The sequence below is a fragment of the Pseudomonas sp. BSw22131 genome (assembly GCF_026810445.1).
GTDB classification, from domain to species: domain Bacteria; phylum Pseudomonadota; class Gammaproteobacteria; order Pseudomonadales; family Pseudomonadaceae; genus Aquipseudomonas; species Aquipseudomonas huanghezhanensis.
In genome coordinates, this window is record NZ_CP113949.1 from 4,214,115 (window position 1) to 4,240,258 (window position 26,144).

General features: G+C 58.0%; 23 protein-coding genes and 3 pseudogenes. 16 read left to right on the plus strand and 10 right to left on the minus strand.

Features of this window, described 5'->3' with window-relative positions; translation table 11 throughout:
* Window positions 1–7: 7 nt before the first annotated feature.
* Together OYW20_RS18930 and OYW20_RS18935 are read right to left on the minus strand one after the other, a co-directional pair.
* On the minus strand, window positions 8–169 hold the full coding sequence (locus OYW20_RS18930; RefSeq protein WP_268797451.1) for a hypothetical protein: 162 nt from the start codon (window positions 167–169) through the stop codon (window positions 8–10).
* Between the two features lie 75 nt (window positions 170–244).
* On the minus strand, window positions 245–595 hold the full coding sequence (locus OYW20_RS18935; RefSeq protein WP_268797452.1) for an aspartate-semialdehyde dehydrogenase: 351 nt from the start codon (window positions 593–595) through the stop codon (window positions 245–247).
* 205 nt (window positions 596–800) lie between these two features.
* Here OYW20_RS18935 and rapA point away from each other — a divergent pair, with 205 nt between their 5' ends.
* The 6 genes and pseudogenes from rapA to OYW20_RS18965 form a co-directional block, all read left to right on the plus strand.
* A complete protein-coding gene (gene rapA / locus OYW20_RS18940; protein ID WP_268797453.1) occupies window positions 801–3,647 on the plus strand; it encodes an RNA polymerase-associated protein RapA in 2,847 nt (948 codons plus the stop codon).
* A gap of 234 nt (window positions 3,648–3,881) precedes the next feature.
* Window positions 3,882–4,374: pseudogene (locus OYW20_RS26015) on the plus strand (Hcp family type VI secretion system effector).
* An 11-nt stretch (window positions 4,375–4,385) separates the two neighbouring features.
* The gene (locus OYW20_RS18950; protein WP_268797455.1) at window positions 4,386–5,075 is read left to right on the plus strand and encodes an RNase A-like domain-containing protein; all 690 of its coding nucleotides are present in this window, start codon (window positions 4,386–4,388) and stop codon (window positions 5,073–5,075) included.
* A complete protein-coding gene (locus tag OYW20_RS18955) occupies window positions 4,988–5,230 on the plus strand; it encodes an RNase A-like domain-containing protein (protein ID WP_268797456.1) in 243 nt (80 codons plus the stop codon). Before OYW20_RS18950 ends, OYW20_RS18955 begins: the two co-directional genes overlap by 88 nt.
* A 10-nt stretch (window positions 5,231–5,240) precedes the next feature.
* Window positions 5,241–5,612 (plus strand): hypothetical protein, encoded by a 372-nt coding sequence (locus OYW20_RS18960; RefSeq protein WP_268797457.1) that lies wholly within the window; start codon window positions 5,241–5,243, stop codon window positions 5,610–5,612.
* A gap of 300 nt (window positions 5,613–5,912) precedes the next feature.
* Window positions 5,913–6,107, plus strand: a pseudogene (locus OYW20_RS18965) (IS66 family transposase); the annotation flags it as partial.
* 156 nt (window positions 6,108–6,263) lie between these two features.
* Here the strand turns inward: OYW20_RS18965 and OYW20_RS18970 are convergent.
* The gene (locus OYW20_RS18970; protein ID WP_268797458.1) at window positions 6,264–7,634 is read right to left on the minus strand and encodes a spinster family MFS transporter; all 1,371 of its coding nucleotides are present in this window, start codon (window positions 7,632–7,634) and stop codon (window positions 6,264–6,266) included.
* A gap of 301 nt (window positions 7,635–7,935) precedes the next feature.
* On the opposite strand from OYW20_RS18970, the pseudogene OYW20_RS18975 reads away from it, so the two are divergent.
* Window positions 7,936–8,456: pseudogene (locus OYW20_RS18975) on the plus strand (MHYT domain-containing protein); the annotation flags it as partial.
* A 164-nt stretch (window positions 8,457–8,620) separates the two neighbouring features.
* On the opposite strand, the gene OYW20_RS18980 reads toward OYW20_RS18975, so the two are convergent.
* A complete protein-coding gene (locus OYW20_RS18980; protein ID WP_268797459.1) occupies window positions 8,621–8,929 on the minus strand; it encodes a DUF2288 domain-containing protein in 309 nt (102 codons plus the stop codon).
* A gap of 329 nt (window positions 8,930–9,258) precedes the next feature.
* On the opposite strand from OYW20_RS18980, the gene OYW20_RS18985 reads away from it, so the two are divergent.
* The 5 genes from OYW20_RS18985 (at window position 9,259) to OYW20_RS19005 (ending at window position 14,265) form a co-directional block, all read left to right on the plus strand.
* Window positions 9,259–10,386, plus strand: coding sequence for a branched-chain amino acid ABC transporter substrate-binding protein (locus tag OYW20_RS18985; RefSeq protein WP_268797460.1), 1,128 nt, complete (start codon window positions 9,259–9,261; stop codon window positions 10,384–10,386).
* A gap of 218 nt (window positions 10,387–10,604) precedes the next feature.
* The gene (gene livH / locus OYW20_RS18990; RefSeq protein ID WP_268797461.1) at window positions 10,605–11,534 is read left to right on the plus strand and encodes a high-affinity branched-chain amino acid ABC transporter permease LivH; all 930 of its coding nucleotides are present in this window, start codon (window positions 10,605–10,607) and stop codon (window positions 11,532–11,534) included.
* Window positions 11,531–12,799: a high-affinity branched-chain amino acid ABC transporter permease LivM gene (locus OYW20_RS18995; protein ID WP_268797462.1), complete on the plus strand. Its 1,269-nt coding sequence runs from the start codon at window positions 11,531–11,533 to the stop codon at window positions 12,797–12,799. The genes livH and OYW20_RS18995 overlap by 4 nt, the downstream gene beginning before the upstream one ends.
* The gene (livG, locus tag OYW20_RS19000) at window positions 12,796–13,563 is read left to right on the plus strand and encodes a high-affinity branched-chain amino acid ABC transporter ATP-binding protein LivG (protein WP_268797463.1); all 768 of its coding nucleotides are present in this window, start codon (window positions 12,796–12,798) and stop codon (window positions 13,561–13,563) included. Before OYW20_RS18995 ends, livG begins: the two co-directional genes overlap by 4 nt.
* On the plus strand, window positions 13,564–14,265 hold the full coding sequence (locus tag OYW20_RS19005) for an ABC transporter ATP-binding protein (protein WP_268797464.1): 702 nt from the start codon (window positions 13,564–13,566) through the stop codon (window positions 14,263–14,265). It abuts the gene before it with no gap.
* A gap of 98 nt (window positions 14,266–14,363) precedes the next feature.
* Here OYW20_RS19005 and OYW20_RS19010 read toward each other — a convergent pair whose 3' ends face one another.
* Window positions 14,364–15,290: a LysR family transcriptional regulator gene (locus OYW20_RS19010; RefSeq protein WP_268797465.1), complete on the minus strand. Its 927-nt coding sequence runs from the start codon at window positions 15,288–15,290 to the stop codon at window positions 14,364–14,366.
* Window positions 15,291–15,395: 105 nt separating this feature from the next.
* On the opposite strand from OYW20_RS19010, the gene OYW20_RS19015 reads away from it, so the two are divergent.
* From OYW20_RS19015 to nhaA, 4 genes are all read left to right on the plus strand, one after another.
* Entirely contained in the window at window positions 15,396–15,995 is a 600-nt protein-coding gene (locus OYW20_RS19015) for a short chain dehydrogenase (protein WP_268797466.1), read from the plus strand.
* A gap of 63 nt (window positions 15,996–16,058) precedes the next feature.
* Complete coding sequence (locus OYW20_RS19020) at window positions 16,059–16,739, plus strand: COG3650 family protein (protein WP_268797467.1); 681 nt, start codon at window positions 16,059–16,061, stop codon at window positions 16,737–16,739.
* Window positions 16,740–16,930: 191 nt separating this feature from the next.
* Complete coding sequence (locus OYW20_RS19025) at window positions 16,931–18,544, plus strand: NAD(P)/FAD-dependent oxidoreductase (RefSeq protein ID WP_268797468.1); 1,614 nt, start codon at window positions 16,931–16,933, stop codon at window positions 18,542–18,544.
* A 174-nt stretch (window positions 18,545–18,718) separates the two neighbouring features.
* Window positions 18,719–19,906: a Na+/H+ antiporter NhaA gene (gene nhaA / locus OYW20_RS19030; protein ID WP_268797469.1), complete on the plus strand. Its 1,188-nt coding sequence runs from the start codon at window positions 18,719–18,721 to the stop codon at window positions 19,904–19,906.
* Window positions 19,907–19,993: 87 nt separating this feature from the next.
* On the opposite strand, the gene OYW20_RS19035 is transcribed toward nhaA, so the two are convergent.
* From OYW20_RS19035 to OYW20_RS19055, 5 genes are all read right to left on the minus strand, one after another.
* Window positions 19,994–20,458 carry an outer membrane lipoprotein gene (locus OYW20_RS19035; RefSeq protein ID WP_268797470.1) on the minus strand — a complete coding sequence of 155 codons (465 nt, stop codon included), beginning with the start codon at window positions 20,456–20,458 and terminating at the stop codon, window positions 19,994–19,996.
* Window positions 20,459–20,633: 175 nt separating this feature from the next.
* Complete coding sequence (gene pdxH, locus OYW20_RS19040; RefSeq protein ID WP_268797471.1) at window positions 20,634–21,281, minus strand: pyridoxamine 5'-phosphate oxidase; 648 nt, start codon at window positions 21,279–21,281, stop codon at window positions 20,634–20,636.
* 47 nt (window positions 21,282–21,328) lie between these two features.
* Entirely contained in the window at window positions 21,329–22,438 is a 1,110-nt protein-coding gene (locus tag OYW20_RS19045) for an OmpA family protein (RefSeq protein ID WP_268797472.1), read from the minus strand.
* A gap of 153 nt (window positions 22,439–22,591) precedes the next feature.
* Window positions 22,592–23,740, minus strand: coding sequence for a serine hydrolase domain-containing protein (locus tag OYW20_RS19050; RefSeq protein WP_268797473.1), 1,149 nt, complete (start codon window positions 23,738–23,740; stop codon window positions 22,592–22,594).
* 106 nt (window positions 23,741–23,846) lie between these two features.
* Window positions 23,847–26,102 carry a beta-galactosidase gene (locus tag OYW20_RS19055; RefSeq protein WP_268797474.1) on the minus strand — a complete coding sequence of 752 codons (2,256 nt, stop codon included), beginning with the start codon at window positions 26,100–26,102 and terminating at the stop codon, window positions 23,847–23,849.
* Between the last annotated feature and the right edge of the window lie 42 nt (window positions 26,103–26,144).

The following is a 26,144-nucleotide window of genomic DNA, read 5'->3' on the forward strand; positions in this document are numbered from 1 at the left end:
AAAAAACTCAGCGCTTCTTCGGTTTGCTCTTGGGCTTTTTCTTGACCTTGCCCAGTGGCATGGCCTGTTCAAACGCCTGACGAACTTCGTTGAGACGCTTGTCATTCAGGTCATGCACACGCTTGGCGCGTTCGGCGCCGAGGTCTACCAGCTTTTCGTCATCGCTCATGGCGGGGCGGCTCTCACATTCGTAATGCCGGCAATAATGCGCAATCGGCTCGCGCCTGACCAGCAGCCTCGGTTCTCAGACCTTCAGATCCAGCCATAAACCTTTGCGCGGCTCGTCGTCGATGATCGGGATGACCGGGACAGTATTGTCCGCGTTCAACGAATCACCCGGCACGGCCAATGGTTCTTGCTGCACTTCGGGATGACGATCGGCCGCGCGTCGGTCGCCGCGTCTTCTATCGCGCCTGCGCTGCTCTTCACGCAGCAGCAATTCACCCTGCTCGGGCGCACGCTCGCGCATGTCGATGGTGGTCTCGCTCGAACCCGGCTGTACCGCAACCACTGGCGGGATCTCCGGAGTCGATTTGACCGGATCCAGTTGCGAGGTCACGGGGGCCGCGCTCAATGGGATTAACGGTGGCAGCATGATAATGGTCTCCTGATATATCCCTGTCGGCCGCCTTTTCGTCGACTTGAGCCGTGCGCGGCGCAAGTTTGGACTATGTTTTTCCCAACACGTGCCAAAACCGACCGGTCGACCAGCGAATACGGGGGCTTTTGCAATGTATCTTTGGCCTGAGCGCCTTGTTCCGTTAACATAGTCGGCTTTTTCACGGCGGGAGTCAGGCAGCATGGCGCAGCAGTATCAACCGGGGCAACGCTGGATTAGCGACAGCGAAGCCGAGCTGGGTTTAGGCACCGTTCTGGCACAGGATGGCCGCTTGTTGACCGTGCTCTATCCGGCCACTGGCGACACGCGTCAATACGCGCTGCGCAATGCGCCGCTGACACGCGTGCGGTTCTCTCCGGGTGACGTGATCACCCATTTCGAAAACTGGAAAATGACCGTTCGCGAAGTCGACGACGTCGATGGCTTGCTGGTCTATCACGGGCTCAACGCACAGAATCAACCTGTCACCCTGCCCGAAACCCAACTCTCCAACTTTATTCAGTTCCGCCTGGCGAGCGATCGCCTGTTCGCCGGCCAGATCGATCCACTGCCGTGGTTCTCCCTGCGCTATCACACGCTGGAACACACCAGCCGCCAGTTGCAATCTTCGTTGTGGGGCCTGGGCGGCGTTCGTGCCCAACCCATCGCGCATCAGTTGCACATAGCCCGCGAAGTCGCCGACCGCATTGCGCCGCGGGTGTTGCTGGCTGACGAAGTAGGCCTGGGCAAGACCATCGAGGCGGGCTTGATCATCCACCGTCAACTGCTCTCGGGGCGGGCCAACCGGATACTGATTCTGGTGCCGGAAAACCTGCAGCATCAATGGCTGGTCGAGATGCGCCGTCGTTTCAACCTGCAAGTTGCGCTGTTCGACGCCGAGCGTTTCATGGAAAGCGACGCCAGCAACCCGTTCGAAGACACCCAGCTTGCACTGGTGTCGCTGGAATGGCTGGTCGAAGACGAAAAAGCCCAGGACGCGCTGTTCGCTGCGGGTTGGGACATGCTGGTAGTCGACGAAGCTCACCACCTTGTCTGGCATGAAGACAAGGCCAGCCCGCAGTACTCGCTGGTCGAGCAACTGGCCGAGGTCATTCCCGGTGTCCTGCTGCTGACTGCGACGCCTGAACAGCTCGGTCAGGACAGCCACTTCGCGCGCCTGCGACTGCTAGACCCCAACCGCTTCCACGACCTGCACGCCTTCCGCGCCGAGAGCGAGAACTATCGCCCGGTGGCCGAAGCCGTTCAGGAGTTGCTGGACAAGGGTCGTCTGTCGCCCAAGGCGCACGAGACCATTCACGGGTTCCTCGGTTCTGAAGGCGAAGCGTTGCTGGGCGCCGTGGCCGATGGCGATGCCGAAGCCAGTGCCCGCCTGATCCGCGAGTTACTCGACCGCCACGGCACAGGCCGCGTGCTGTTCCGTAACACCCGCGCCGCCGTGCAAGGGTTCCCGGAGCGCAAACTGCACCCGTACCCGCTTCCCTGCCCTGCGCAATATCTGGAGTTGCCGATTGGCGAACACGCCGACCTGTACCCGGAAGTCAGCTTTCAGTCGCAAATGGAGACGCCAGAAGACGAGCGCTGGTGGCGCTTCGATCCGCGCGTTGACTGGCTGATCGACACGCTGAAAATGCTCAAGCGCGTCAAAGTACTGGTGATCTGCGCCCACGCCGAAACCGCCATGGATCTGGAAGACGCACTGCGCGTGCGCTCCGGCATTCCCGCCACGGTCTTCCACGAAGGCATGAACATCCTTGAGCGCGACCGCGCCGCAGCCTACTTCGCCGACGAAGAGTTTGGTGCGCAGGTACTGATCTGTTCGGAAATCGGCAGCGAAGGCCGAAACTTCCAGTTTTCACACCACTTGGTGCTGTTCGACCTGCCTGCTCACCCGGACCTGCTTGAGCAGCGCATCGGCCGTCTGGACCGGATCGGCCAGAAGCACATCATCGAGTTGCACGTGCCGTACCTTGAAACCAGCCCGCAGGAGCGTCTGTTCCAGTGGTACCACGAAGCGCTCAATGCCTTTCTCAACACGTGCCCTACCGGTAATGCGCTGCAACATCAGTTTGGCCCGCGCCTGCTGCCGTTGCTTGAAAGCAGTGACGGTGATAACTGGCAAGCGTTGGTGGACGAGGCGCGAAGCGAACGTGTGCGTCTGGAAACCGAGCTGCACACCGGTCGCGACCGTCTCCTGGAGCTGAATTCGGGCGGCGCTGGCGAAGGCGATGCGCTGGTCGAGGCGATTCTCGAGCAGGACGATCAGTTCGCGCTGCCTATCTATATGGAAACCTTGTTCGATGCGTTCGGCATCGACAGCGAAGACCATTCGGAAAACGCGCTGATCCTCAAGCCGAGCGAGAAAATGCTCGATGCCAGTTTCCCGCTGGGCGACGACGAAGGCGTGACCATCACTTACGACCGCAACCAGGCGCTGTCCCGCGAGGACATGCAATTCCTGACCTGGGAGCACCCGATGGTTCAGGGCGGCATGGACCTGGTGCTGGCCGGTTCGATGGGCAACACCGCCGTGGCGCTGATCAAGAACAAGGCGCTGAAACCCGGAACCGTGCTGCTCGAACTGCTCTACGTCAGTGAAGTGGTTGCGCCGCGTTCGCTGCAACTGGGCCGCTACCTGCCGCCGGCTGCATTGCGCTGCCTGCTGGATGCCAATGGCAACGACCTGTCCAATGGCGTGTCATTCACCAAGCTCAATGAGCAACTGGAAAGTGTGCCCCGCGCCAGCGCCAACAAGTTCATTCAGGCTCAGCGGGACGTCCTCACTCCGCGGATCAATGCCGGTGAAGCCAAGATCGCACCCAAGCACATCGAGCGCGTGGCCGAAGCCCAGCGCCGACTGGCAGCCGACACCGACGAAGAGCTGGCACGCCTGACCGCGCTGCAAGCGGTCAACCCGACCGTGCGCGACAGCGAACTGGCGGCGTTGCGCGAGTTGCGTGAGCAAGGCCTGGCCATGCTGGACAAAGCCGCGCTGCGTCTGGAAGCGATCCGGGTGTTGGTGGCGGGTTAAGACTGCGACACAGGGGACTGATCTTATTTACAACGCCTCACCGTAAATAAATCTGTCCCCTGTTTTGGCCAGGAGGAAGCCTAACAGTCAGTATTGACACGTTTGCTGACTGGTCAGGTTTGTGGGCACCTCACGACGTGCAGTTAAACCAAGGACACGTTGCGCTGGCAATTATAGCGTAAATGCGGTTGTATTTTTTTATCTCAAGATTTTTGCGAGAAGCAGTTAGCTTTTATGACTTTTGATGCGTTTATGAATGTCGATGGTATTGAGAGTGAGTACCTTGACGATGACACAAAAGTTGGATCGAACTCTCTTCCTACCACTAACACCCAGTTCCGCGATTAGTCATACAGCCAGCTCCAGCGGTGGTGCCTCTGCTGGGGCATTTCCCTCGGAGATTTCCAGATCAGCAAGTGCATTGATCGCGCAGTGCCTAAGCCGTTTGAGCTTTGCTGCAGAGGGTCGCACATTAAAACCGTGATTATTCAAGCCCATCGTGCAGGTACTGAAAAAAAACAAGTATCTGGATACAGTGTTTGAAGAGGTGTTGATCTCGATGGTGAGCGATCAGGGCGCCGAACAATCCGGATTACCTGTAATAGTTGTAACTCTGAATTACGGCCGAATCAAATTCTAATACTCTCAACAGCGACGCGCCGGTGGTGGGAGCGCTAGTATTGCTTCTGGTGGCCGGGACAGGACTGCTAACAAGCTTTTTGCGTAAGGAAATGCTTTATGTCTGATGATGGTAGCTTTCGCGTAATCCTCAATACCGCTCAAATGGCGGCAGTGCTAACGCATGAATCTCTTACGCCTGCAGAGATGATGTCCAATCGAATCTTTGGTAGCTTGCGGCTTGCAGGCGGAATTATCGAACTTGCTGGTTCGGGCGTGCTGTGTGCGTTGCCTGAGCCAACTATGATCTCTAAAGTCGGTTGCGTAGCTATGGGCGTTCACGCATCCGATCAGCTAGCTGCTGCTTCCAATCAGATCTTGACTGGTGAGGAAACTAATTCTTACGCTTTCAAGGCTGGAATGAGTGCGGCCGAGGCATTGGGTGCTTCTCGAGAGACTGGTCAAGTTATTGGGCTAGCCACTGAATTCGTAGTTCCCCTAACTACTGCATCTATGTATAACGCATTTCGAGTTTCTTCGATCCGCGCTGGTAGGATGACGGTGGAGGTTAGCGAACAACCCAAAAACGTGCCCAAAAAATCCCCGGGTGGTCATACGCTGGAAGATCATTTTCAAAAAGATATTCCCGGATTACAGAAGCGCCTTAAAAAGCTTAGATCTGCGCCTGTAATGTCTACTTTTGAACGGATAGAAATTGCGGAATGGGCAGTAAGCCAAACATTGAAAGCAAATCACCTCAGAATTATGATGTTTCCCAAACTCAATTTATACGTAAAAATAATCGCCTAGTTTTAAATTTCGATGCGAAGCGGGATATAGGGTGGGGGATATTCCGTTCCGCACCCAATGTTCCAGTTACCATGACAAAAGTCAGGGTGATTATAGAGTTCGCCGAGTTCAATCACATGCCCAAATATATCCTAACTGCCTTTCCGATACCTTGAGGTTTTTGTAATGCGCGGATATATGGAGCTGGTAGATTTTATGAAAGAGTTGGGTGACGGAATACTTGACTATCTACCCGAAGATCAAAGAGATGGACAGCTCACTACTGAAGAAATCATTGAGCAGTGGATGTCAAAAAAACCCTATTGTGCCGCCCTTTCTCTAAGAAAGGATATCTCAACTTATATAAAGCTCCAAAAGTCCGGTAATTTATCAGTTGATGAAATTCTTTCATGGTACGACCTTTGTTTTATCCCCGAGAGATTTGGAGTAGAGGAATATATTTTTTTTACCGGCATCCTTGATTCAATTGACTTTCATATCAAACGCAAGAGAAAAGTTTTTTTTGTTAAGTATTTTGGATGGATCGGCTACAGATGAAAATTTGAGCGTATACAAAGGATCCTAATGGCTATATTAACCGGGATGACGGACAGCCAAGAAAGGTCTGAAGTAGGCTGACGCTTTAATCCAACCGTTGTTTCAGGGTTCAAAAAATGTCGATTCAATCGAAAATCAGGATTTTCGCTCGCCCAACTCTTCTTTTTCTGCGAACAAGCGCTTTTCAGCGCTCATTGTCCGCATTACAGGCGCACCTCTCTTGCATTCAGCAATCGTTGTCGCATCATCCACAGGTTGGACAGAGCAAACAACGTGATCTCCTGATCGATGTTTTGTATCCGCCTGGAGCGCTATGTGGAGGCCGGTCTTTTACTGATCGACAACAATGCAGCTGAAAAAGCGATAAAGCCGTTTGTCATAGGTCGCAAGACATGGCTCTTCAGCGGCACGCCCAAAGGCGCCACGGCGAGTGCTCAGATTTACAGCTTGGTCGAGACCGCCAAGGTCAACGGCCAAAAGCCCTATAAGTGGCTGGGCCTGGAAGCAATCCGGGTGTTGGTGGCGGGTTGAGACTGCGACACAGGGGACTGATCTTATTTACAACGCCTCACCGTAAATAAATTTGTCCCCTGTTTTGCTGATAAACGCGCTCATACAAGCTATTGGCCGCGATGACGCCCGTTACACGCCTCAGGCCACCGACGGCCTGGCGCCTTGCACTTCCGGGGCATCAGCCACCATTCCCTCGCGCATCCGTTCGGCATCGCGACTGAAACACCGCGAGCCCTGCACCAGGAACACCAGCGCAAAACCCAGCGCCACCGGTATCAAGTACATCGCATCGTGCAGACCCACCGCCTTGAAGGCTTCCGTCATTTGCCCGGCCTGAGCTGCGTACATCGCGGCGTGGGCAAAATGATCTGACAGCAACCCAACCACCACCGGTCCCAGTCCCCCTCCCAGCAAGTACAGGCCAGCGAAGAACAACGCCATCGCCGTTGCCCTCAAGCGCGGCTGCACTACGTCTTGAATCGCGGTATAGACGCACGTGTAGAAGTTGTAGGAAAACAGCCAGCCAACACTGAACACCGCGACGAACAGACCGATCTCGATTCGCCCGGCATGCAACGCGTAGCCCGTGGTCAGTGCAGCAACCAGCATGCTGAACGCCGCAAACAGCAGCCGCCCGTTGCGCGTGCGCTGATGCAGCTTGTCGGCCACCCAACCGCCCGCGGTCAGCCCCACCAGACCAGTGACGCCGACGATCAAACCAGTGGCCATCGCAGCTTCCTGCAAGGGCAGCAGGAAATAACGCTGGAGCATGGGCACCATGAACGAGTTGCAGGCGTAGGTCGCGAAGTTAAACGCCAGCCCGGCAAGTACCAACCAGCGAAACGTGGGAATTGCCAATACGCTGCGGATCGGCTTGTGTATCTTCTCACGGGACATTTTCACACTCTCGGCCGCGCCCCGTTGTGGCTCGCGAATGAAAAACATGAACACTGCCAGAATCAAACCCGGCACCGCGGCAATAAAGAAAGGTGCCCGCCAGCTTCCGAACGCTTGCACCATCGCGCCAATTGTGAAGAACGCCAACAACAGCCCCAGCGGCAACCCGAGCATAAAGATGCCCATGGCGCGTGCCCGTTTGTGCGCCGGAAACAAGTCGCCAATCAGCGAATTGGCGGCTGGCGCGTAACTCGCCTCGCCAATGCCGACCCCCATGCGCACCAGCAGAAACGTCCAGAAATTGCCCGCCAGGCCATTCACCGCCGTCAGCCCGCTCCACACCGCCAACCCCCAGCCCATCAATTTGCGCCGCGAGCCGTTATCAGCCATGCGCCCAAGCGGCAACCCGGCAATGGCATAAACCAGCGTGAACCCGGTGCCGATGATCCCCAGCTGAAAATCGCTCAGGTGCCACTCCATGCGGATCGGCTCAATGATGATGGCCGGGATGGTGCGGTCGAAGAAGTTGAACAGGTTGGCGAGAAACAGCAGGAATAGAACGCGCCACGCATTCGTCGCTTGTTGATTAGCCGCAATCGAAGTTTCGCCCATGAGTCATCCGTCTGGTTTTTTTGTTATTTGGGGACTACTTGTCTGCGCAATCTAAATCTGTAAAAGACCTGTGTCTGTAAACATTCGTAAAGCGGATGGATGAGGATCATTGAGCTAGACGCATATCTGCACAAGACCGTCTATTTTCTTATAACCATTAGCAAGCAGCTCTATTTCGAAATAGTTGATACCCGGGTCCTGCATTGGCTGACCAACCCAAACGGATATCTATAACCATTCCAAATTGCCAGCAATTCTATCCGAATGATGGCAACCTTGAATTTAGAAGCAGGGGCACCCGATGGAATGGCTAGGCATACAATTTTATCCGCCATCCCCGCAGACGGCCGCCTGATGATGACCTGCAACCACAACCCTTCTCTTGTGTTGCTCGCCTATCTAGTGGCCTGCGCTGCCAGTTTCGCCACGCTGAACATTGCCGAACGCGTGGATCATGTGGAAAATCTCAATGTCAGGATGCGCTGGCGCTGGCTGGACGCGTTATGCCTGGCCGTGGGCATCTGGGCCATGCATTTCATTAGCATGTTGTCGTTCCAGACGCCGCTGGAAATACATTACGACCTGCCGATCACGGTGGCGTCGCTGATCATTGCGCTGTTTGCGGGGCTGGTCGCGATGCGCGCGCTGAACCGGGCGTCGCTGGGGCCGGGGTAATATCTGTTGGCCGCCCCGTGCATGGGGCTTGGTATTGCAGCCATGCATTACGTGGGCATGTCGGCGATGCGCTCCAGCGCTACCCAGTATTACGCCCCCCTGTTGTTCGGCCTGTCGATCGTGATCGCCATTGCATCGAGTCTGGCCTTGTTCGCGAGGCGGCTGACCTGATTCACCCCAGATCCCGTCTCGCCAACAAGTTGGCTCTACAGAAAAGCAGGCACTGTCATGGGATTTTTCGCTACCCGACCGCAGCCGACGGTTACGGACTTACCCACTTTGCCATCACTAAGCGCACCAAAATAAAGCACCTAAGGATGAGACGCCCTCTCCTGGACCAGCACCCAGGGTGCTACAACCACGGCCCACAACGCAGGATCACGTGCCAGCAGGTCCAAGGCCCGCGACTCAGCGACCTTGCCAACGTCCCCGGCGCCTAGCCATGCAGCCACTGCGGCCTCGTCGTTCTCGGCAAATGCCTCTGCAACCGCGATCAAATCCTGCGATGGCTCGACCCACAACAGGGCACCCTTTGCAAAAAACGGTTGCAATTCTTTCCAGGTAATTGAGGCCGTCTCACCAAGCAGTTTGGCATAGAGGGTGCTAGGTTCTTGCGTCATGGGTTTCACCGAGTTGGAAATCGGGGGCAATGATAGCGTCCGGTTTTCTCCAGACAAACCCAGATTCAAGTGATTGATTGCAGAGAACTTCGCACAAGCCGGTGGATATGGGGACATCAGTCAAAGATCGACCGGCATGATTGTGTATCTTTCTGTCGATTAAGCGACACCAACAGGCTTTGCCCCCCGCAGCCAGCTTTTCAAGCGCTCGACCGGCGCTCTAAACTGTTCCGGTACAGTTGCCCGGGGTGTGGCCTGGATACGTTAATCCGGTCCTGTGCCTATCGGCCGTCAGGATTATAAAAACGACAACGCAAGAGTGGAGCATCATGACTAAGGGTATTAATCAGATTTCCAAGCTGTTTGCCGCACTGGTTCTGGCGGGGATTGCCAGCCATTCGTTCGCAGCTGACACCATCAAGATCGGCATCGCCGGCCCTAAAACCGGCCCCGTCGCACAATATGGCGACATGCAGTTCAGCGGCGCCAAAATGGCCATCGAACAGATCAACGCCAAAGGCGGCGTGGATGGCAAGAAGCTCGAAGCCGTGGAATATGACGACGCCTGCGACCCTAAACAAGCGGTAGCCGTCGCCAACAAAGTGGTCAACGACGGCGTCAAGTTCGTGGTCGGTCACCTGTGCTCCAGCTCTACCCAGCCTGCGTCCGACATCTACGAAGACGAAGGCATCATCATGGTGACCCCGGCTGCCACCAGCCCGCAAATCACTGCCCGTGGTTACAAACTGATCTTCCGCACCATCGGTCTGGACAGCGCCCAGGGCCCGGCCGCTGGCGAATACATCGCCAAGCAGGTCAAACCTAAAGTCGTGGCGGTCATCCACGACAAGCAGCAGTACGGCGAAGGCATCGCCACTGCCGTAAAACAAACTCTGGAAAAAGACGGCGTGAAAGTCGCTGTGTTCGAAGGCATCAACGCCGGCGACAAAGACTTCTCCTCGCTGATCGCTAAGCTGAAACAAGCCAACGTCGATTTCGTTTACTACGGCGGCTACCACCCTGAGCTGGGTCTGATCCTGCGTCAGGCGCAAGAAAAAGGCCTGAAAGCCGGCTTCATGGGCCCGGAAGGCGTGGGCAACGCGTCGATCTCGCAGATCGCTCAGGACGCTTCCGAAGGCCTGCTTGTGACCCTGCCAAAATCGTTCGACCAAGACCCGTCAAACAAGGCGCTGGTTGACGCGTTCGCCGCGAAGAAAGAAGACCCGAGCGGTCCGTTCGTGTTCCCGGCCTACGCTGCCGTCGAAGTGATCGCCGAGGCCATCAAAACCGCCAAGTCCGAAGACACCGCCAAAGTGGCTGCTGCCATTCACGCGGGCACCTTCAAGACTCCTACCGGTGAGCTGTCGTTCGACGCCAAGGGTGACTTGAAAGACTTCAAATTCGTCGTTTACACCTGGCACAAAGATGGCACCAAGACAGAAGCGCCTGTGAAGTAATCACACGCTCCCTGTTGAACCCAAAGCCCACTGCAATCGCAGTGGGCTTTGTTTTAAAGGCCCGGACACTGTTCACAAGACTGTCTCCCCCTGAACATCTTGAAACCGCACCAGTGAATCACTGGGCTCGTGCCGAACGCGGACGTAGATCACGACGCGCGAGCGGGAAAAAGACTTCACCAGTGGAACACCGAGAAGGTTTTTAGGAGCATGCGGCAATGCCAGAGATAGACATCTATCACTTTTTCCAACAGCTGGTTAATGGCATGACCATTGGCAGCACTTACGCCTTGATCGCCATTGGCTACACCATGGTTTACGGCATCATCGGCATGATCAACTTCGCCCACGGCGAGGTGTACATGATCGGCTCCTACGTGGCGTTCATCGCCATCGCCGGCCTGAGCATGATGGGCATCAACAGCCTGCCGCTGGTGATCACCGCAGCGTTCGTCGCCAGTATCGTGGTGACCAGTGCCTCCGGTTACGCCATCGAACGCGTTGCCTACCGCCCCTTGCGCGGAAGCAATCGTCTGATCCCGCTGATTTCCGCCATCGGCATGTCCATTTTCCTGCAGAACACCGTGCTGCTCGCGCAGGACTCCAAGGACAAATCGATCCCCAACCTTATCCCCGGCAACATCGTTTTCGGCAGTACGAGCACCCATGAAGTGGTGATCTCCTACATGCAGATTCTGATTTTCGTGGTCACCCTGATCGCGATGCTCGCGCTGACCTGGTTCATCTCTCGCTCTCGACTGGGCCGCGCCTGCCGCGCCTGCGCCGAAGACATCAAGATGGCCAACCTGCTGGGCATCAACACCAACAACATCATCGCCCTGACCTTCGTCATCGGCGCTGCACTGGCAGCGGTCGCAGCGGTGTTGCTGAGCATGCAGTACGGCGTGATCAACCCCAACGCCGGTTTCCTCGTCGGCATCAAGGCGTTTACCGCTGCGGTACTGGGCGGCATAGGCAGTATCCCGGGCGCGATGCTCGGCGGTCTGGTGCTGGGTGTGGCCGAAGCGTTTGGCGCCGACATCTTTGGCGACCAGTACAAGGACGTGGTGGCGTTTGGTCTGCTCGTTCTGGTGTTGTTGTTCCGGCCAACCGGCCTGCTGGGCCGTCCGGAGGTTGAAAAAGTATGACTCGCAATCTTAAATCAGCCTTTTTCAGTGCCTTGCTGGTGCTGGCGGTGGCGTACCCGATCCTGGGGCTGAAACTGGAAATCGTCGGGGTCAACCTGACCGTTCTGAACGCCAGCACCACTACCGTCATGATGATCTTCGGCTGTGCGTTGCTGATGTTCCTGCGCGTGCTGTTCGCCGAGCAAATCAGCGCCGCATGGCGTTCAGCGCCCAATCGCCCGCAGGTCCCGGCCAAAGCCAGTAACTTCCTGACCTTGCCCTCGACACAGCGCTGGTTCGTGCTGGCGCTGGTGGTTGGCGCGTTTGTCTGGCCGTTTTTCGGTTCGCGCGGCGCGGTGGACATCGCCACCCTGATCCTGATCTACATCATGCTCGGCCTGGGCCTGAACATTGTGGTCGGGCTTGCCGGTCTGCTGGACCTGGGTTACGTGGGCTTCTACGCCGTCGGGGCCTACAGCTACGCCCTGCTCTCGCACTATTTCGGTCTGGGGTTCTGGATCTGCCTGCCGATTTCCGGGTTGATGGCGGCGTTATTCGGCTTTCTGCTCGGCTTCCCGGTGTTGCGTCTGCGTGGCGATTACCTGGCCATCGTGACGCTGGGCTTTGGTGAAATCATCCGCCTGCTGCTGCGTAACATGACCGACCTCACCGGCGGCCCGAACGGCATCAGCAACATCGAGAAGCCCACGCTGTTCGGTCTGAGCTTCGAGCGCAAAGCGGCCGAAGGCATGCAGACTTTCCACGAGTACTTTGGCCTGGCCTACAACTCGATCAACAAGGTGATCTTCCTCTACCTCGTTGCACTGTTGCTGGCACTGGCTGCCCTGTTCGTGATCAACCGCCTGCTGCGCATGCCGATTGGCCGTGCATGGGAAGCACTGCGCGAAGACGAAATCGCCTGCCGCGCGCTGGGCTTGAATCCGACCATCATCAAACTTTCGGCCTTTACCCTCGGCGCTGCGTTTGCGGGTTTCGCGGGCAGCTTCTTTGCCGCACGTCAGGGCCTGATCACGCCGGAATCGTTCACCTTCCTTGAGTCGGCGATCATTCTGGCGATCGTGGTACTGGGCGGTATGGGCTCGCAACTGGGTGTGATTCTGGCCGCTATCGTCATGATCCTGCTGCCGGAAATGATGCGTGAGTTCAGCGAATACCGCATGTTGGGCTTCGGCGCCTTGATGGTGCTGATGATGATCTGGCGTCCTCAGGGCTTCCTGCCCATGCAGCGTCCCGTAATGAAACTCAAAGGGGATCTGAGCCGATGAGCCGTCCACTTCTGCAAGCTTCAGACTTGTGCATGCGCTTTGGCGGGCTGCTGGCCGTCAACGGCGTGGGCCTGACCGTTCACGAGAAACAGGTGGTGTCGATGATCGGCCCTAACGGCGCCGGCAAGACCACCGTCTTCAACTGCCTGACCGGTTTCTACAAGCCGACGTCGGGCACCATCCTGCTGGACGGTGAGCCTATTCAAGGCCTGGCCGGTCATGAAATCGCACGCAAGGGCGTGGTCCGTACTTTCCAGAACGTGCGCCTGTTCAAGGAAATGACGGCCGTCGAAAACCTGCTGGTCGCCCAGCATCGCCACCTCAATACCAACTTCCTGTCCGGCCTGTTCAAGACCCCGTCGTATCGCAAAAGCGAGCGCGAGGCCATGGAGTACGCCGAGCACTGGCTGGAAGCGGTCGATCTGAAAGAGTTCGCCAACCGCCCTGCCGGTACGCTTGCCTATGGCCAGCAACGCCGTCTGGAAATCGCCCGCTGCATGATGACGCGCCCACGCATCCTCATGCTCGACGAGCCGGCCGCAGGTCTGAACCCCAAGGAAACCGAAGACCTCAAGGCGCTGATCGGATTGCTGCGTAACGAGCACAACGCGACCGTTTTGTTGATTGAGCACGACATGAAACTGGTGATGAGCATTTCCGACCACATCGTGGTGATCAATCAGGGCACGCCGCTGGCTGACGGGACGCCCGAGCAGATTCGTGACAATCCTGAAGTGATCAAAGCCTACCTGGGGGAAGCGTAAATGCTGCAGTTCGATAACGTTTCCACCTTTTACGGCAAGATCCAGGCCTTGCATGGCGTCAGTGTCGATGTGCGTCAGGGCGAGATCGTCACGCTGATCGGCGCCAACGGCGCGGGCAAGTCAACGCTGTTGATGACCCTGTGCGGTTCGCCACGCGCCCACAGCGGCAGCATCCGCTACATGGGTGAAGAGCTGGTCGGCCTGGAGTCGTCGGTGATCATGCGCAAGAGCATTGCGGTGGTGCCGGAAGGCCGTCGCGTGTTCGCGCGTCTGACCGTCGAAGAAAACCTCGCGATGGGCGGATTTTTCACCGAAAAAGACGATTATCAGGAGCAGATGGACAAGGTCTTGAATCTGTTCCCGCGCCTGAAAGAACGCTTCAACCAACGCGGTGGCACCATGTCCGGCGGCGAACAGCAAATGCTCGCCATCGGCCGTGCGCTGATGAGCAAGCCAAAACTGCTCCTGCTGGACGAGCCGTCGCTGGGTCTGGCGCCGATCATCATTCAGCAGATTTTCGAGATCGTCGAACAACTGCGCCGCGACGGCGTGACGGTGTTTCTGGTCGAGCAGAACGCTAACCAGGCGCTGAAAATCGCTGATCGCGCGTACGTGCTGGAGAACGGTCGGGTGGTGATGCAAGGCACCGGTGAAGAGCTGCTGGTGGACCCGAAAGTGCGGGATGCTTATTTGGGTGGATGAATGCAGCGATGATCCTGTAGGAGCGCGCTTGCCCGCGATAGCGTTTTGTCAGTGACAAGAGTGTGTCAGACATACCGAAATCGCGGGCAAGCGCGCTCCTACAGAGTGTGTGCAGTCTGCAGATCGGCCAGCGCCGCACTGCTGCGCTCGAACCAGGTCGTCAGGTAGTCAGCCATGACTTGCGTACGCCTCGGCAATTGCCCTTCAAACGGGTGCACCAGGAACAGCGAAGAGATCGGTGTCTGGTAATCACGCAACAGCCAGTGCAAATCACCGTCGTTCAACGCCTCATGAATCATGTAGGAAGGCAGCCGCGCAACGCCTGCCCCCGCAAGCGCTGCCCGCTTTAGCAAACTGTAATGATTGCTGGCGAACGTCCCTTTGACGTGGACCCGCTGCAACTCATGGTTTTGATGGTAGACCCAGGATTCCCGCCCACTGTAGTGGCTATTGAGCAGGCAGCGGTGGCTGCGCAAGTCTTCCGGCGCCTGAGGTGTACCGCACGACTCCAGATACGCCGTGCTGGCACAGGTCAGTTCTTGCATCGCCAATAGCGGCTTCGCCACCAGACGCTCGTCAATGCCGACGCTTGAACGTATGCCCAGATCAAAGCCATCTCGGCGCATGTCGCGGAAGTGATTGTTGAGGTCCAACTCAACCTGCAACTGCGGGTAGCTGTGCGCAAAATCCGTCAGCAACCCGCCAAAAAACGTCTCCCCCAGAGAAACCGGTACCGTCAGACGCACGGTGCCTGACAGGCTCTCGCTCAAGTACGCCATGGCGTCGCGCACCCGATCACGCTGCAGCAGCAATGCACGTGCTTCGGGCAGCAGAATCGCCCCCGCCGAGGTCAGGGTCATGCTGCGGGTCGTGCGATGCAGCAAGGTCACGCCGTAGCTTTTTTCAAGCTTGCTGATGCGTTTGGACAGCTGACTGGTGCTGGTGTCCAGCCACTGCGCGGCGAGGGTAAAACTGTTTGCCTCCACCAGCATCGCGAACGCTGCCAGATCATCCATTTCGCTCATGATTGTTTCCTTATCGACAAACCAGGTTTGCCGTTTACCCCCTATATCCCGCAGGCAAACGCGCCTCAGACTGTCCCTCACATTCACACAGAGATGGACAGCATCATGAAAATTCTATTGATCGGGGCCAGCGGAATCGTGGGTTCGGCAATCGAGAAAGAGCTAGCTCCACGCCATGAGATCGTTCGCGTTGGTCGCAACAGTGGCCAAGAACGGGTCGATATTAGTGATAGCCAGTCAATCCGCAAACTATTCGAACGAGCGGGTTCATTCGACGCGCTGATTTGCGCGGCCGGCAATGTCACCTTCGCGCCACTGGCCGACATGAGCGAAGACTCGTTCACCCTTGGGCTGCAAGACAAGCTGATGGGCCAGGTGAATTTGTTGCTGATCGGCCGTGAGTTTGCCAACGACGGCGCCTCGTTTACGTTCACCACTGGTGTGCTGAGCCGCGACCCGATTGCCGCAGGTGTATCGGCCAGTCTGGTGAACGGCGGCATTGATGCCTTTGTGCGTGCAGCAGCCCTGGAAATGCCGCGCGGCATGCGGGTCAATACGGTCAGTCCGACCGTGCTGGTGGAGGCCATGGACAGCTATGCGCCGTACTTTAGAGGCTTCAAGCCGGTGCCGGCTGCGGATGTAGCGCTTGCGTACGCTAAAAGTGTCGAAGGGCTACAAACCGGACAGACTTATCACGTCGGTTAATCGCCTCTTGTGATGAGCGAACAGGCTGAGTAACGTGGCGGCACCTGTCTGGAGACCCGTCCCATGTTCGCTGCTCGTTCCGTTGTGATGTTCACTTTGCTACCGCTGTTTGCCGGGTGCCAGATGCTGGCGCCCAAGTCTGCCGACACCCCCGCTTCAACCGCCGGGATGATTCGTATGCAGGGCGAATTGACCGGGCAGAATGGCAAGCTGATGTTCCAACCGTGCGACGAACATCGCCTGTACGTGGTGCTGGACAAAGGCAACACCGGGATCTTGCAGGAGACGGCTTCGGTGGTCGACAAGAACGGTAAAGCGTTCGCCGACCTGCGTGGCAATTTCGTCGCGAGCAAGGCGGCGGGCAGCGAGGGAGAGCTGAGCCTGTATCAGTTCTATCGCGTCGAGCGCCCGAGCGACGCGTGCATGGACCCCAACTTCAAGCGCCTGACGATTCATGCCAGTGGCAACGGTCCCAAGTGGAACCTCAATGCCAGCGGCAAAGGCATGGTTCTGGAACGCCAGGGCAAAGAGCCGTTCGCCGTGCCGTACATGGAAGAGCAATTGCCTGATGGCCGCTTCAATCTGGTCACGGACGCCAACAACCAGCACGTAGAACTCTGGGTCGCCCCGCAGCGCTGCGTCGACACCGTCAACGGCTCGGTGCAGCACTTGACCGCGCAATTGCGCGTCAATGGTCAGGTGCAACAGGGGTGTGCGTATTACGGTGGTGGCAGGAACGATTGATCGCGGAAAATCTGTAGGAGCGAATTCATTCGCGAAAGAATAACTCAGGCGCTGGATTTTTATCGTCTGTGCTGACGACTCGCGAATGAATTCGCTCCTACAGAACCGCTTGCCGCCTCAATTGGGCTTATAATCGCCGGTTCTTGTAGCGCTGCCGGGCCGAACCTGCGGCCTGGAAACTGGACCTTTCAATGTTACGAATCACCGAACTCAAACTTCCCCTGGACCACGCAGACGATGCGATGCGCCCTGCGCTCCTGCAACGCCTGGGGATCGACAGCGATGACCTGATCGACTTCACGCTGTTCAAGCGCAGTTACGACGCGCGCAAAAAATCTTCCGAGCTGCAATTCATCTACACCGTTGACCTGGAAGTCCGCGATGAGGCTGCACTCCTGGCGCGCCTGTCCAATGACCGCCACGTGAACCCGTCCCCGGACGTGAGCTACAAAATCGTCGGCCACGCGCCGGCCGATCTCGCCGAGCGTCCGGTTGTCGTAGGGTTCGGCCCTTGCGGCATTTTCGCGGGTTTGCTGCTGGCCCAGATGGGTTTCAAGCCCATCATCCTCGAACGCGGCACCGAAGTGCGTCAGCGCACCAAAGACACCTGGGGCCTGTGGCGCAAAAACGTGCTCAAGCCTGAATCCAACGTTCAGTTCGGCGAAGGTGGCGCGGGCACGTTCTCCGACGGAAAGCTCTACAGCCAGATCAAGGATTCGAAATTCCACGGCCGCAAAGTCCTTCACGAGTTCGTCAAAGCAGGCGCACCGCAAGAGATTCTCTATGTCAGCAAGCCGCACATCGGCACCTTCCGCCTGACAGGCGTCGTGGAGAACATGCGCGAACAAATCATCGCCCTCGGCGGCGAGGTCCGTTTTCAACAGCGTGTGACTGACGTACTCATCGAAGACGGCCAGTTGCGAGGGATCGAACTGGATGGCGGTGAACGCATCGAGTCGCGCCACGTGATCCTTGCGCTGGGCCATAGCGCGCGCGACACCTTCCGCATGCTCCACAGCCGGGGTGTCTACATGGAGGCCAAGCCGTTCTCCGTGGGGTTTCGCATCGAGCACCCACAGGGTTTGATTGACCGTGCACGCCTGGGCAAATACGCGGGTCACCCGAAGCTGGGTGCAGCGGATTACAAACTGGTGCACCACGCCAAAAACGGTCGTTCGGTCTACAGCTTCTGCATGTGCCCTGGCGGCACCGTAGTTGCGGCCACCTCCGAGCCCAACCGCGTCGTGACCAACGGCATGAGCCAATACTCGCGTAACGAGCGCAACGCCAACTCCGGAATCGTGGTGGGCATCACGCCGGACGAAGACTACCCGGGTAGCCCGCTGGCAGGCATCGAATTGCAGGAGCGGCTGGAGTCACACGCGTACGTGATGGGCGGCGAAAACTACGAAGCGCCTGCGCAGTTGGTAGGCGATTTCATTGCCGGTAAGGCATCGAGCGAGCTGGGCAGCGTTGAGCCGTCCTATAAGCCCGGCGTCAAACTGGTCGATCTGGCCGATGCCCTGCCCGCCTACGCCATCGAAGCCATCCGCGAGGCGCTTCCGGCGTTCGACAAGCAGATCAAAGGCTTCGCGCAGCACGACGCTGTGTTGACCGGCATCGAGACCCGCACCTCATCGCCACTGCGCATGACGCGTGGAGACGATATGCAAAGCCTGAACGTCAAAGGCCTGTTCCCGGCCGGTGAAGGTGCAGGTTACGCTGGCGGCATCCTGTCAGCAGGCGTGGACGGCATCCGCATTGCCGAAGCATTGGCCAAAAGCATGTTGGGAATTGCGCACTAAGCAGCTCGGCCCCAGTTCGCGGGGCCTTGACATAAATTGTCACCAAATAACGCAAATCTTGTATACATACCAACGCTCATTTTTTATAACAAAAACGAATATAACTTTTGTTTTAAGAAATAAGAACACGGGTTAGGGTGTCGCTCCCTTCGCGCAGAGACATGGAGAGCGCCCTTGCCCGTTCGCAATACATTCAAGAATTTCTTTCAGCTGGAAGCCGCTGGTGGCCTGCTCCTGATTGCCGCCGCCGCGCTTGCGCTGATCATCAATAACTCGCCGCTTTCCTGGCTTTACACTGGCCTTCTCGACGTCCCTGTGGTCGCCCAGGTGGGCGCATTGGCCATCGCAAAACCCCTGCTGCTGTGGATCAACGATGGCCTGATGGCGCTGTTTTTTCTGTTGATCGGTCTGGAGGTCAAACGCGAGGTTGTGCAAGGCCATCTGTCCCGGTTGTCGCAGATCGTGTTGCCGGGTGCTGCGGCTGTCGGTGGCATGGTCGTCCCGGCACTGATTTTCTGGGCTCTGAACAAGGAAAGCCCCGCCGCCATGAACGGCTGGGCCATTCCCATGGCAACCGACATTGCCTTTGCCCTCGGGGTGCTGGCGTTGCTCGGCAAACGCGTGCCGGTCTCGCTCAAGCTGTTCCTGATGACCCTGGCCATCATTGATGACCTGGGCGCCATCATCGTCATCGCGCTGTTCTACTCGGGCGAACTGTCTACGCTGTCACTTGGGTTAGCGGCGGCGTCCATCGTCACGCTCATTGCCATGAACCGCCTGGGCGTGGTCAAGCTGACGCCGTACCTGGTGGTCGGCGCGCTGCTGTGGGTCTGCGTACTGAAAAGCGGGGTTCACGCCACACTGGCTGGCGTAGTACTGGCGTTCTGCATTCCGCTGAAGGTCAAACGCGATGCGTCTTCACCATTGCTGCGTCTTGAACACGGACTGCACCCCTGGGTCGCCTACGGCATTCTTCCGCTTTTCGCGTTCGCTAACGCCGGGGTTCCGCTGGCAGGCGTCACACTCGAAAGCTTCACGCATCACGTGCCCATGGGCATCGCGGCGGGCCTGCTGCTGGGCAAGATGATCGGCGTCTATGGCCTGACCTGGCTGGCGGTGAAGACCGGCATTGCCGCATTGCCAGCCGGAGCAAATTGGGGACAGGTGCTGGGGGTGTCGATCCTGTGTGGCATCGGTTTCACCATGAGCCTGTTCGTCGGATCCCTCGCTTACGTGCCGGGCCAAAGCGAGTTTGCCGGGATGGACAGAATGGGCATCCTGACCGGATCGATACTGGCGGCCTTCATCGGCTACGCGATAACAGCAATGGCCAGCGGCAACCAAGCCGCCGTCATCCGCTAGCCTCACGCGTGACAAAAAACGCCCCGAAATATCGGGGCGTTTTTTTGTAACAGCGTTTTACATCTTCGCTTAAAACAGCTTTCAGACTCAGTGCGAAACGCGGCTGGTGCCATTGACAGTCATGATGCGAACGCGCTCGCCAACACGGAAAATCTCGTTTTCCTGAACTTCCTGAACGTAGGCGCGCATGGTGCCGTCGTCTTCACGAACAGTGATTTCGACGCCTTGGGCACGGGTCAGGCCTTCTTCGGTCATGGAACCCAGCAGACCACCGGCTACCGCGCCGATCACTGCGGTCACGATGCTGCCGCGACCACCACCGATGGCGCTACCGCCTAAACCACCCACAATCGCACCGGCACCGGCGCCGATTGGGGTTTTGGTGCCTTCAATCTTCACGGGACGCAGGGATTCGACGGTACCCAAACGCACGGTCTGCACTGTCCGGGCTTCATCACGGGAATAAGAATCGCCGGTCAGACTTGAAGTACAGCCGCCCAGTGTCAGCGCCATGGCGGTGAACGAAGCAACCAACAGAACAGACTTACGCATAAAGGTATCTCCAGAGGAACAGGTGGCCATTAAACTCCGCGACGCCAACCGATGTCACGGCCCTGTGCCGATAATTTACGTTCATTCAGGCGCGATACAGATACGCCAGCGTCTAGGATTATGGACGACCGCAGGGTGATTTGATTCAAAGAAAATCATGAGGCGCGAACGACTTTCAGGGGGCGAGACGTTCACGCACCCACTGGCCGCTTGCGAGGTGGTAGTTCAAGCGGTCGTGAAGGCGACTCGGCCGCCCTTGCCAGAATTCAATGCGATCAGGGATCAGTCGATAACCGCCCCAGTGCTCTGGACATTCCGGCTGGGAATCGACGTAACGCTGTTCAGTGGCAGCAAGCAGGCTTTCCAGCTCCGCCCGGTCAGCGATGACCCGGCTTTGCGGCGACGCCCACGCTCCCAGACGACTGCCCAGAGGACGCACCTGGTAGTAGGCATTGGATTCTTCGGCCGTGACCTTGGCCACGCGCCCCTCAATGCGCACCTGGCGCTCAAGGGTTGGCCAGAAAAACGTCATCGCTGCATATGGGTGTGCAGCCAGATGCTGGCCTTTGGCGCTGTCGTAGTTGGTGAAGAAGGTAAAGCCCTGGGCATCCAGGCCCTTGAGCAACAGCACTCGGCTGTGCGGCCTGCCCTCTGCGTCCACCGTTGCCAGATTCATGGCATTGGCTTCCACCGGGGCCTGCTCAGTCTTCACCGCTTCTTCGAACCACTGGTGAAACAGTGCGAATGGTTCATCAGTGGCCTGCGCTTCGGTCAACCCGTCGCGTGCGTAGTTACGGCGCATATCGGCCAGACGCTCAGTCATCACAACCTTCCTGTATCGGCATCCGTTGTCGGGATGCCGATAGTACGTCAGTTAGCGTTGGCTTGAGCATCGGAAGCTGGCTTCTTGGCCGCCGCTTTTGCTGGTGCGGCTTTAGCTGGCGTGGTCTTCTTGGCCGCGGTCTTTTTGGCAGGTGCTTTTGCAGCAGCCTTCGAAGCGGTCGCCTTCTTCGCCGGGGCAGCGGCTTTTTTCGCAGGGGTCGCCTTAGGCGCAACGACCGGAGCAGGTGCAGCGACCACAGGCTTGGGGCTCTGAACCGCAACCAGGATCGGCGCAGGCGTTGGCATGTTGTATTTGGCCAGCAGGGCAACCATGGTTTCCTGAGGCGTCATGATCATTTCGACACGACGGTTAAGCGCACGGCCCGGGGCGCTGTCGCTGGCTGCACGCGGTTGCAGGTCGCCCATGCCACGCAGGTTCAGGCGGTTACGCTGCAAACCGCTGAGGCGGAAAATCGCAGCAACCGACTGAGCGCGCTCCTGGCTGATTTTCAGCGGCGCGTCCCCCGCAATGTCCGAGTGGCCGAGTACCAGCACGGCGGTCTTGGGATCGCTCTCGAGCATTTTCGCAAGATTGGTGATAGGGCCCAGGTTGATCGGCAGCAACATGGCAGGACGGTCTGGGTTAAACGTGCTGTCCACGGGTGCGGTGATCACCAGCACGTCTTCGCGGCGCTCAAGTTCGAACTTGCTGCCCTTGATGGCATCGCGCATGCGGGGTTCATTCTGATCGAGCCACGCCTGGGTAATTTTAGGGTCGACTTTCGGGACAGCCTGGGCCGATGCGTCTTTCTTGCCTTCGGCGCCAAACGGCCACCACCACTTGCTGCCATCGTCAGCTTTGGCAACTGCCGGGGCAGTTTTCGCAGCAGGTTGCGTTGCCGCCAATGCCGGTTTGGTCTCAGCAGAACCGTGATCCGACCCGAAAGGCCAGTACCAACGGGTACCTGCCTCGGCTTCAGTCTTCTTCACGTTGGCAACCGCAGGTTTCACCTCTGTTTTGTCAGGCGCTGCATCGGCGGTTTTAGCCCCACCGAACGACCACCAATGATCGTTTTGGGCAGAGTTATCCTGAGGTGTCTGAGCGCAGCCGGTAACGGCGAGGCAGATGGCGAGAGCAAGGCTTTTATTAGTCGACATGGGTGACCCAAAAAATTAATTGATCAGAAAATGAACGAAGCAGCGCCCATATAACACGCTTGAACGGTCTGGTGGAAAAAGAAACCGCCCTACGGCGCCCTAATGGGCGATTTACCTGACAGTCGGTTATAAACAAGCACTTATCGGCGATATCTATTGCAAACACTCACCAAGGATACGCACCAGTTTTTGCGCCCTCGGGTCCATCAGCACATAAGGCCCGAGGGTATTGGTGACAAAACCAAAAGCGACGTCGCGTTCCGGGTCGGCAAACCCTACAGATCCCCCTGCGCCGGGATGACCGAAGGCTTTAGCGCCCAGTCCGAAGGTCGCGTTCGGCACACCCGGCAGGTCCAGCATGCAGCCCAGGCCGAAACGGGTCTGGGTGAGCAGTGTTTTGTCCGGGCCAAGGCTGTGCTCGCGCGTCAGCTCGTTGAGCAGCTCGGCTTCAAGGAGACTGCCGTCCAGCAGCGCACTGTAAAAGCCAGCCAGGCTGCGAGCGTTGCCATGGCCGTTGGCTGCCGGTTGTTGCATGCGGCGCCATTCAGGCTTGTTGGTGCTGGTCATGACCGAAGGCGGATTGATGAAGGCGCGGGCAGTCATTGATGTTGGCTCACGCATCGTGGTTTGCACCAGGCGCTGCGCAGCCTCATCACCCTGGTTGCCTTTGCCCCGCGCGATATGCGCCACGCGGTAGAAATCCTCATCAGCAAGGCCAACATGAAAATCCAGCCCGAGAGGACATGCAATGCGCGCAGCAATTGACTCGCCCGGCCCACGGCCATCGGCGCGACGAATCATTTCACCGACCAGCCAGCCATAAGTAATCGCGGCATAACCGTGCCCTTGGCCTGGCGTCCACCAAGGCTGCTCGGCGGCCAGCGCGGCGGTCATTGCCTGCCAGTCGTAAAGCGCTTCGGCGGGGAGCAGTTGCCGAATGGCCGGGAGTCCGGCCTGATGGCACAGCATCTGGCGCAGCGTGACGCTGGCCTTTCCCGCCGCAGCGAACTCGGGCCACAGATCAGCAGCGGGCTTGTCGAGGTGCAACTTCCCCTCGTCAACCAGTTGCAGGGCAGCGACGGCAGTGAAGGTTTTCGTGCAGGAAAACAGGTTGGCGATGGTATCGGTGTGCCAGGCCTCGGCACCGTCTTTGTCGGCGGTCCCTGCCCACAGGTCGACGACACTCTGTCCGCCGATCTGAATGCAAAGCGCCGCGCCGCGCTCTTGTGGATCGTCAAACAATGCCGCGAACGCCTCGCGCACTGGCTCGAACTGAAGCTCAAAGTGACCCTGAATCTGCACGTACTTGCTCCCGGTCAATCGCTGCGTCAAAGGGCGCGCATTGTTTCAGCGATTGACCGGTTTGTGAATCAGGAGGCCTTCTTGTAACAGTAAAGAGGCTGCATCCTCACTGGCTTTTCGGTTTGGTTTTGCCCAGGACGTCGGCCACTTGATTGTTGCTTTTGCGCACCGCGTCGACAAAACCCTGGTAAGGCACGTCTGTGATACCAACCAGGCCCAGATGGCCGTTTTCGCCATCCAGCAACCGTCCAGAAACAGGCTGGTCGAGGTACTGGAACCAATGCACGCCAACAATCGAAGGCTCGGCCAACGCGTTTTTCAGGAAGTTGGCGTAAGCAGGACCACGATCCTCCTCTTTCGCGACTTCCATCACCCCGCCCCAGAAAGGCCCCCGGTCTCTGGACCCGAAATGGAACTCGGTCACCATCACCGGCTTGTCCAGCACGCGCAGTTTGGCGAAGTCAAAACCGTCCTGCGGTTTGGGCGTGTAAAAATTAAAACTCAATACATCGCAGTATTTAGCGCACGCTTCGACGGCTTCCGGCGTGGCGATTCCGAAACGGCCGCCCAGCAGCAATTGATTGGGCGCGTGCCACTTCAGTGAGTCGGAAATCGTCTTGAAATACGTCTCGGCAAACACGCGCTGGAAATACTTGAAGTCGTTCTCGATTTCCGGATGCTCGGGACTTGGCAGCGGTGGTTCGAAGCCCGGATCTTCCATCAGTTCCCAGGCTTCAAGATCAATGCCCCAAGCTTTGGAGAGCCCTTCCTGGTTGCGATACTTGTCGCGCAATTGCTTGAGAAACGCACGTTTGGCGGGCACATCCGTGGTCTGCTTCAACGTGCTGTAGGCCAGGGCGTAGCGCGCTTTGGGATCATCCCCCGGCCCGGCCCAGGCCAGCTCGTTGTCGGCAAAGTAACCGATCAACCAAGGGTCGTCGCGATGATCACGTGCGGCAATAGCGACCGCGCGCTCGGTGGCCATGGCAAAGCGCGGATCAAACGGATCGGGCATGCCGCCCCACCAGTCCTGGCCTGTGCTGATGCTCACGTAGTCGCCGACGATGGACAGCGGCAATGTGTATGGCATGCGCTCTTTGCGCCCCAGCTCTGGATCACTCCAGTTGCCAACGGTGTTGAAGCCCCAGGCCTGAAGGCGAGTCAGCGTGTGATCGACCCAGCGTTCGGCGTCGACCGCCGGCACCTTGCACGCAGCAGCGGGGGCATCAGACGCAGTCGTGGGCCGGCTGGCTTCGCTGCACTTGGCCACGCCGTAGGTGCGCTGCAGATTGGCGCCGTAGAAGTCGAACCAGCGTCCTTGATCGAACTGGCGATTGCGGTTGGCACCGGTGTCGCGGTCATCGTCGCCCTTGCCGTAGAAGGCGGCCAGCGAGTCATCACCCTGAGGCAGGTTGGCGAACATCGACTCACGGCCTTCGACGTAGGTCTGACTGTCATCGGCTGTAACCGCATTAACCCCCAGCGAGTAGAACGGGTGGCCTTCCGGTGTCACCAGATACCAGCGATCGTCGCGTTTCTCGGTTCGGAAAAACCCGCTCGACTCAAAGGTCGGCCCATTGAGCAAACCGCCATATTTGTCGTGAGACGGGCGTTGGTTCAGCCATGTCTTGAACTGCTGTTGCTCTCTGGCCGCCTGAGCCTTGAGCTGGTCGTCGCTGCTGATTTTTTCTGGCCATTTACTGCGCGTGGATTGCCCGTAAGCATCGACAAGGTTGCCGTAGACGGCCTGCTGTAGCGCGTCGCCTTCCTGGACGCCAAAACGCTCGAAAAGGACGCTCTGCGCAATGTCGGGGCGTGACATGGCGACGGTGACCGAGGCGACCTGACTCAGATTCAACTCGCCTTCGCTGTTTGCCAGCAACACGCGCTGGCCATCGTAGATCCACGGCATCGGCGGGCCAGCGCGCATGCCCTGGCTCAGGGAAGAGCTGGCGTGCAGCGGCACGAACAGTGTCTGCGCAGGGCCAGCGGGCAGATCGACGCGGCTGTTGAGGATGTTGCCGTCCGTGCTCTGAATCTGCACATAGAGGGTCAGCGCCCAATCCATGGCGCTCTGGACACGCAGTGTCATGGCGCTATTGGCGGACCAGTCCCAGACACCGTCTTTAGGGGCCAGACGCAGCGTGGGCCTTGCCACCGGGTTGAACGTCACCCGCCGCAGGACTTCGCCTTCTGCGGTCTGCTCGGCGTTGGATTGCGGCAAGCTGGCGTCCTGCGTCGAGATCTGCACGACGTCGGCAGGACGCACGAAGTTAAACAGCGTCTGCTGGCCGTTGGGAGCAGCGATGGCAGGCCCGACGCAGAGGATGGCGAAAAGAGCGGACAGTGAACGGTACATCATGTATTCGGGTGCTCCTGGTTGAATCTCAAGCCATTGTGCGAT

Bases quoted from the DNA above. Each gene is read 5' to 3' on its own strand.
- OYW20_RS18930 (WP_268797451.1), bottom strand. From the start codon at position 169: ATGAGCGATGACGAAAAGCTGGTAGACCTCGGCGCCGAACGCGCCAAG.
- OYW20_RS18935 (WP_268797452.1), bottom strand. From the start codon at position 595: ATGCTGCCACCGTTAATCCCATTGAGCGCGGCCCCCGTGACCTCGCAA.
- rapA (WP_268797453.1), top strand. From the start codon at position 801: ATGGCGCAGCAGTATCAACCGGGGCAACGCTGGATTAGCGACAGCGAA.
- OYW20_RS18950 (WP_268797455.1), top strand. From the start codon at position 4,386: ATGTCTGATGATGGTAGCTTTCGCGTAATCCTCAATACCGCTCAAATG.
- OYW20_RS18955 (WP_268797456.1), top strand. From the start codon at position 4,988: ATGGGCAGTAAGCCAAACATTGAAAGCAAATCACCTCAGAATTATGAT.
- OYW20_RS18960 (WP_268797457.1), top strand. From the start codon at position 5,241: ATGCGCGGATATATGGAGCTGGTAGATTTTATGAAAGAGTTGGGTGAC.
- OYW20_RS18970 (WP_268797458.1), bottom strand. From the start codon at position 7,634: ATGGGCGAAACTTCGATTGCGGCTAATCAACAAGCGACGAATGCGTGG.
- OYW20_RS18980 (WP_268797459.1), bottom strand. From the start codon at position 8,929: ATGACGCAAGAACCTAGCACCCTCTATGCCAAACTGCTTGGTGAGACG.
- OYW20_RS18985 (WP_268797460.1), top strand. From the start codon at position 9,259: ATGACTAAGGGTATTAATCAGATTTCCAAGCTGTTTGCCGCACTGGTT.
- livH (WP_268797461.1), top strand. From the start codon at position 10,605: ATGCCAGAGATAGACATCTATCACTTTTTCCAACAGCTGGTTAATGGC.
- OYW20_RS18995 (WP_268797462.1), top strand. From the start codon at position 11,531: ATGACTCGCAATCTTAAATCAGCCTTTTTCAGTGCCTTGCTGGTGCTG.
- livG (WP_268797463.1), top strand. From the start codon at position 12,796: ATGAGCCGTCCACTTCTGCAAGCTTCAGACTTGTGCATGCGCTTTGGC.
- OYW20_RS19005 (WP_268797464.1), top strand. From the start codon at position 13,564: ATGCTGCAGTTCGATAACGTTTCCACCTTTTACGGCAAGATCCAGGCC.
- OYW20_RS19010 (WP_268797465.1), bottom strand. From the start codon at position 15,290: ATGAGCGAAATGGATGATCTGGCAGCGTTCGCGATGCTGGTGGAGGCA.
- OYW20_RS19015 (WP_268797466.1), top strand. From the start codon at position 15,396: ATGAAAATTCTATTGATCGGGGCCAGCGGAATCGTGGGTTCGGCAATC.
- OYW20_RS19020 (WP_268797467.1), top strand. From the start codon at position 16,059: ATGTTCGCTGCTCGTTCCGTTGTGATGTTCACTTTGCTACCGCTGTTT.
- OYW20_RS19025 (WP_268797468.1), top strand. From the start codon at position 16,931: ATGTTACGAATCACCGAACTCAAACTTCCCCTGGACCACGCAGACGAT.
- OYW20_RS19035 (WP_268797470.1), bottom strand. From the start codon at position 20,458: ATGCGTAAGTCTGTTCTGTTGGTTGCTTCGTTCACCGCCATGGCGCTG.
- pdxH (WP_268797471.1), bottom strand. From the start codon at position 21,281: ATGACTGAGCGTCTGGCCGATATGCGCCGTAACTACGCACGCGACGGG.
- OYW20_RS19045 (WP_268797472.1), bottom strand. From the start codon at position 22,438: ATGTCGACTAATAAAAGCCTTGCTCTCGCCATCTGCCTCGCCGTTACC.
- OYW20_RS19055 (WP_268797474.1), bottom strand. From the start codon at position 26,102: ATGATGTACCGTTCACTGTCCGCTCTTTTCGCCATCCTCTGCGTCGGG.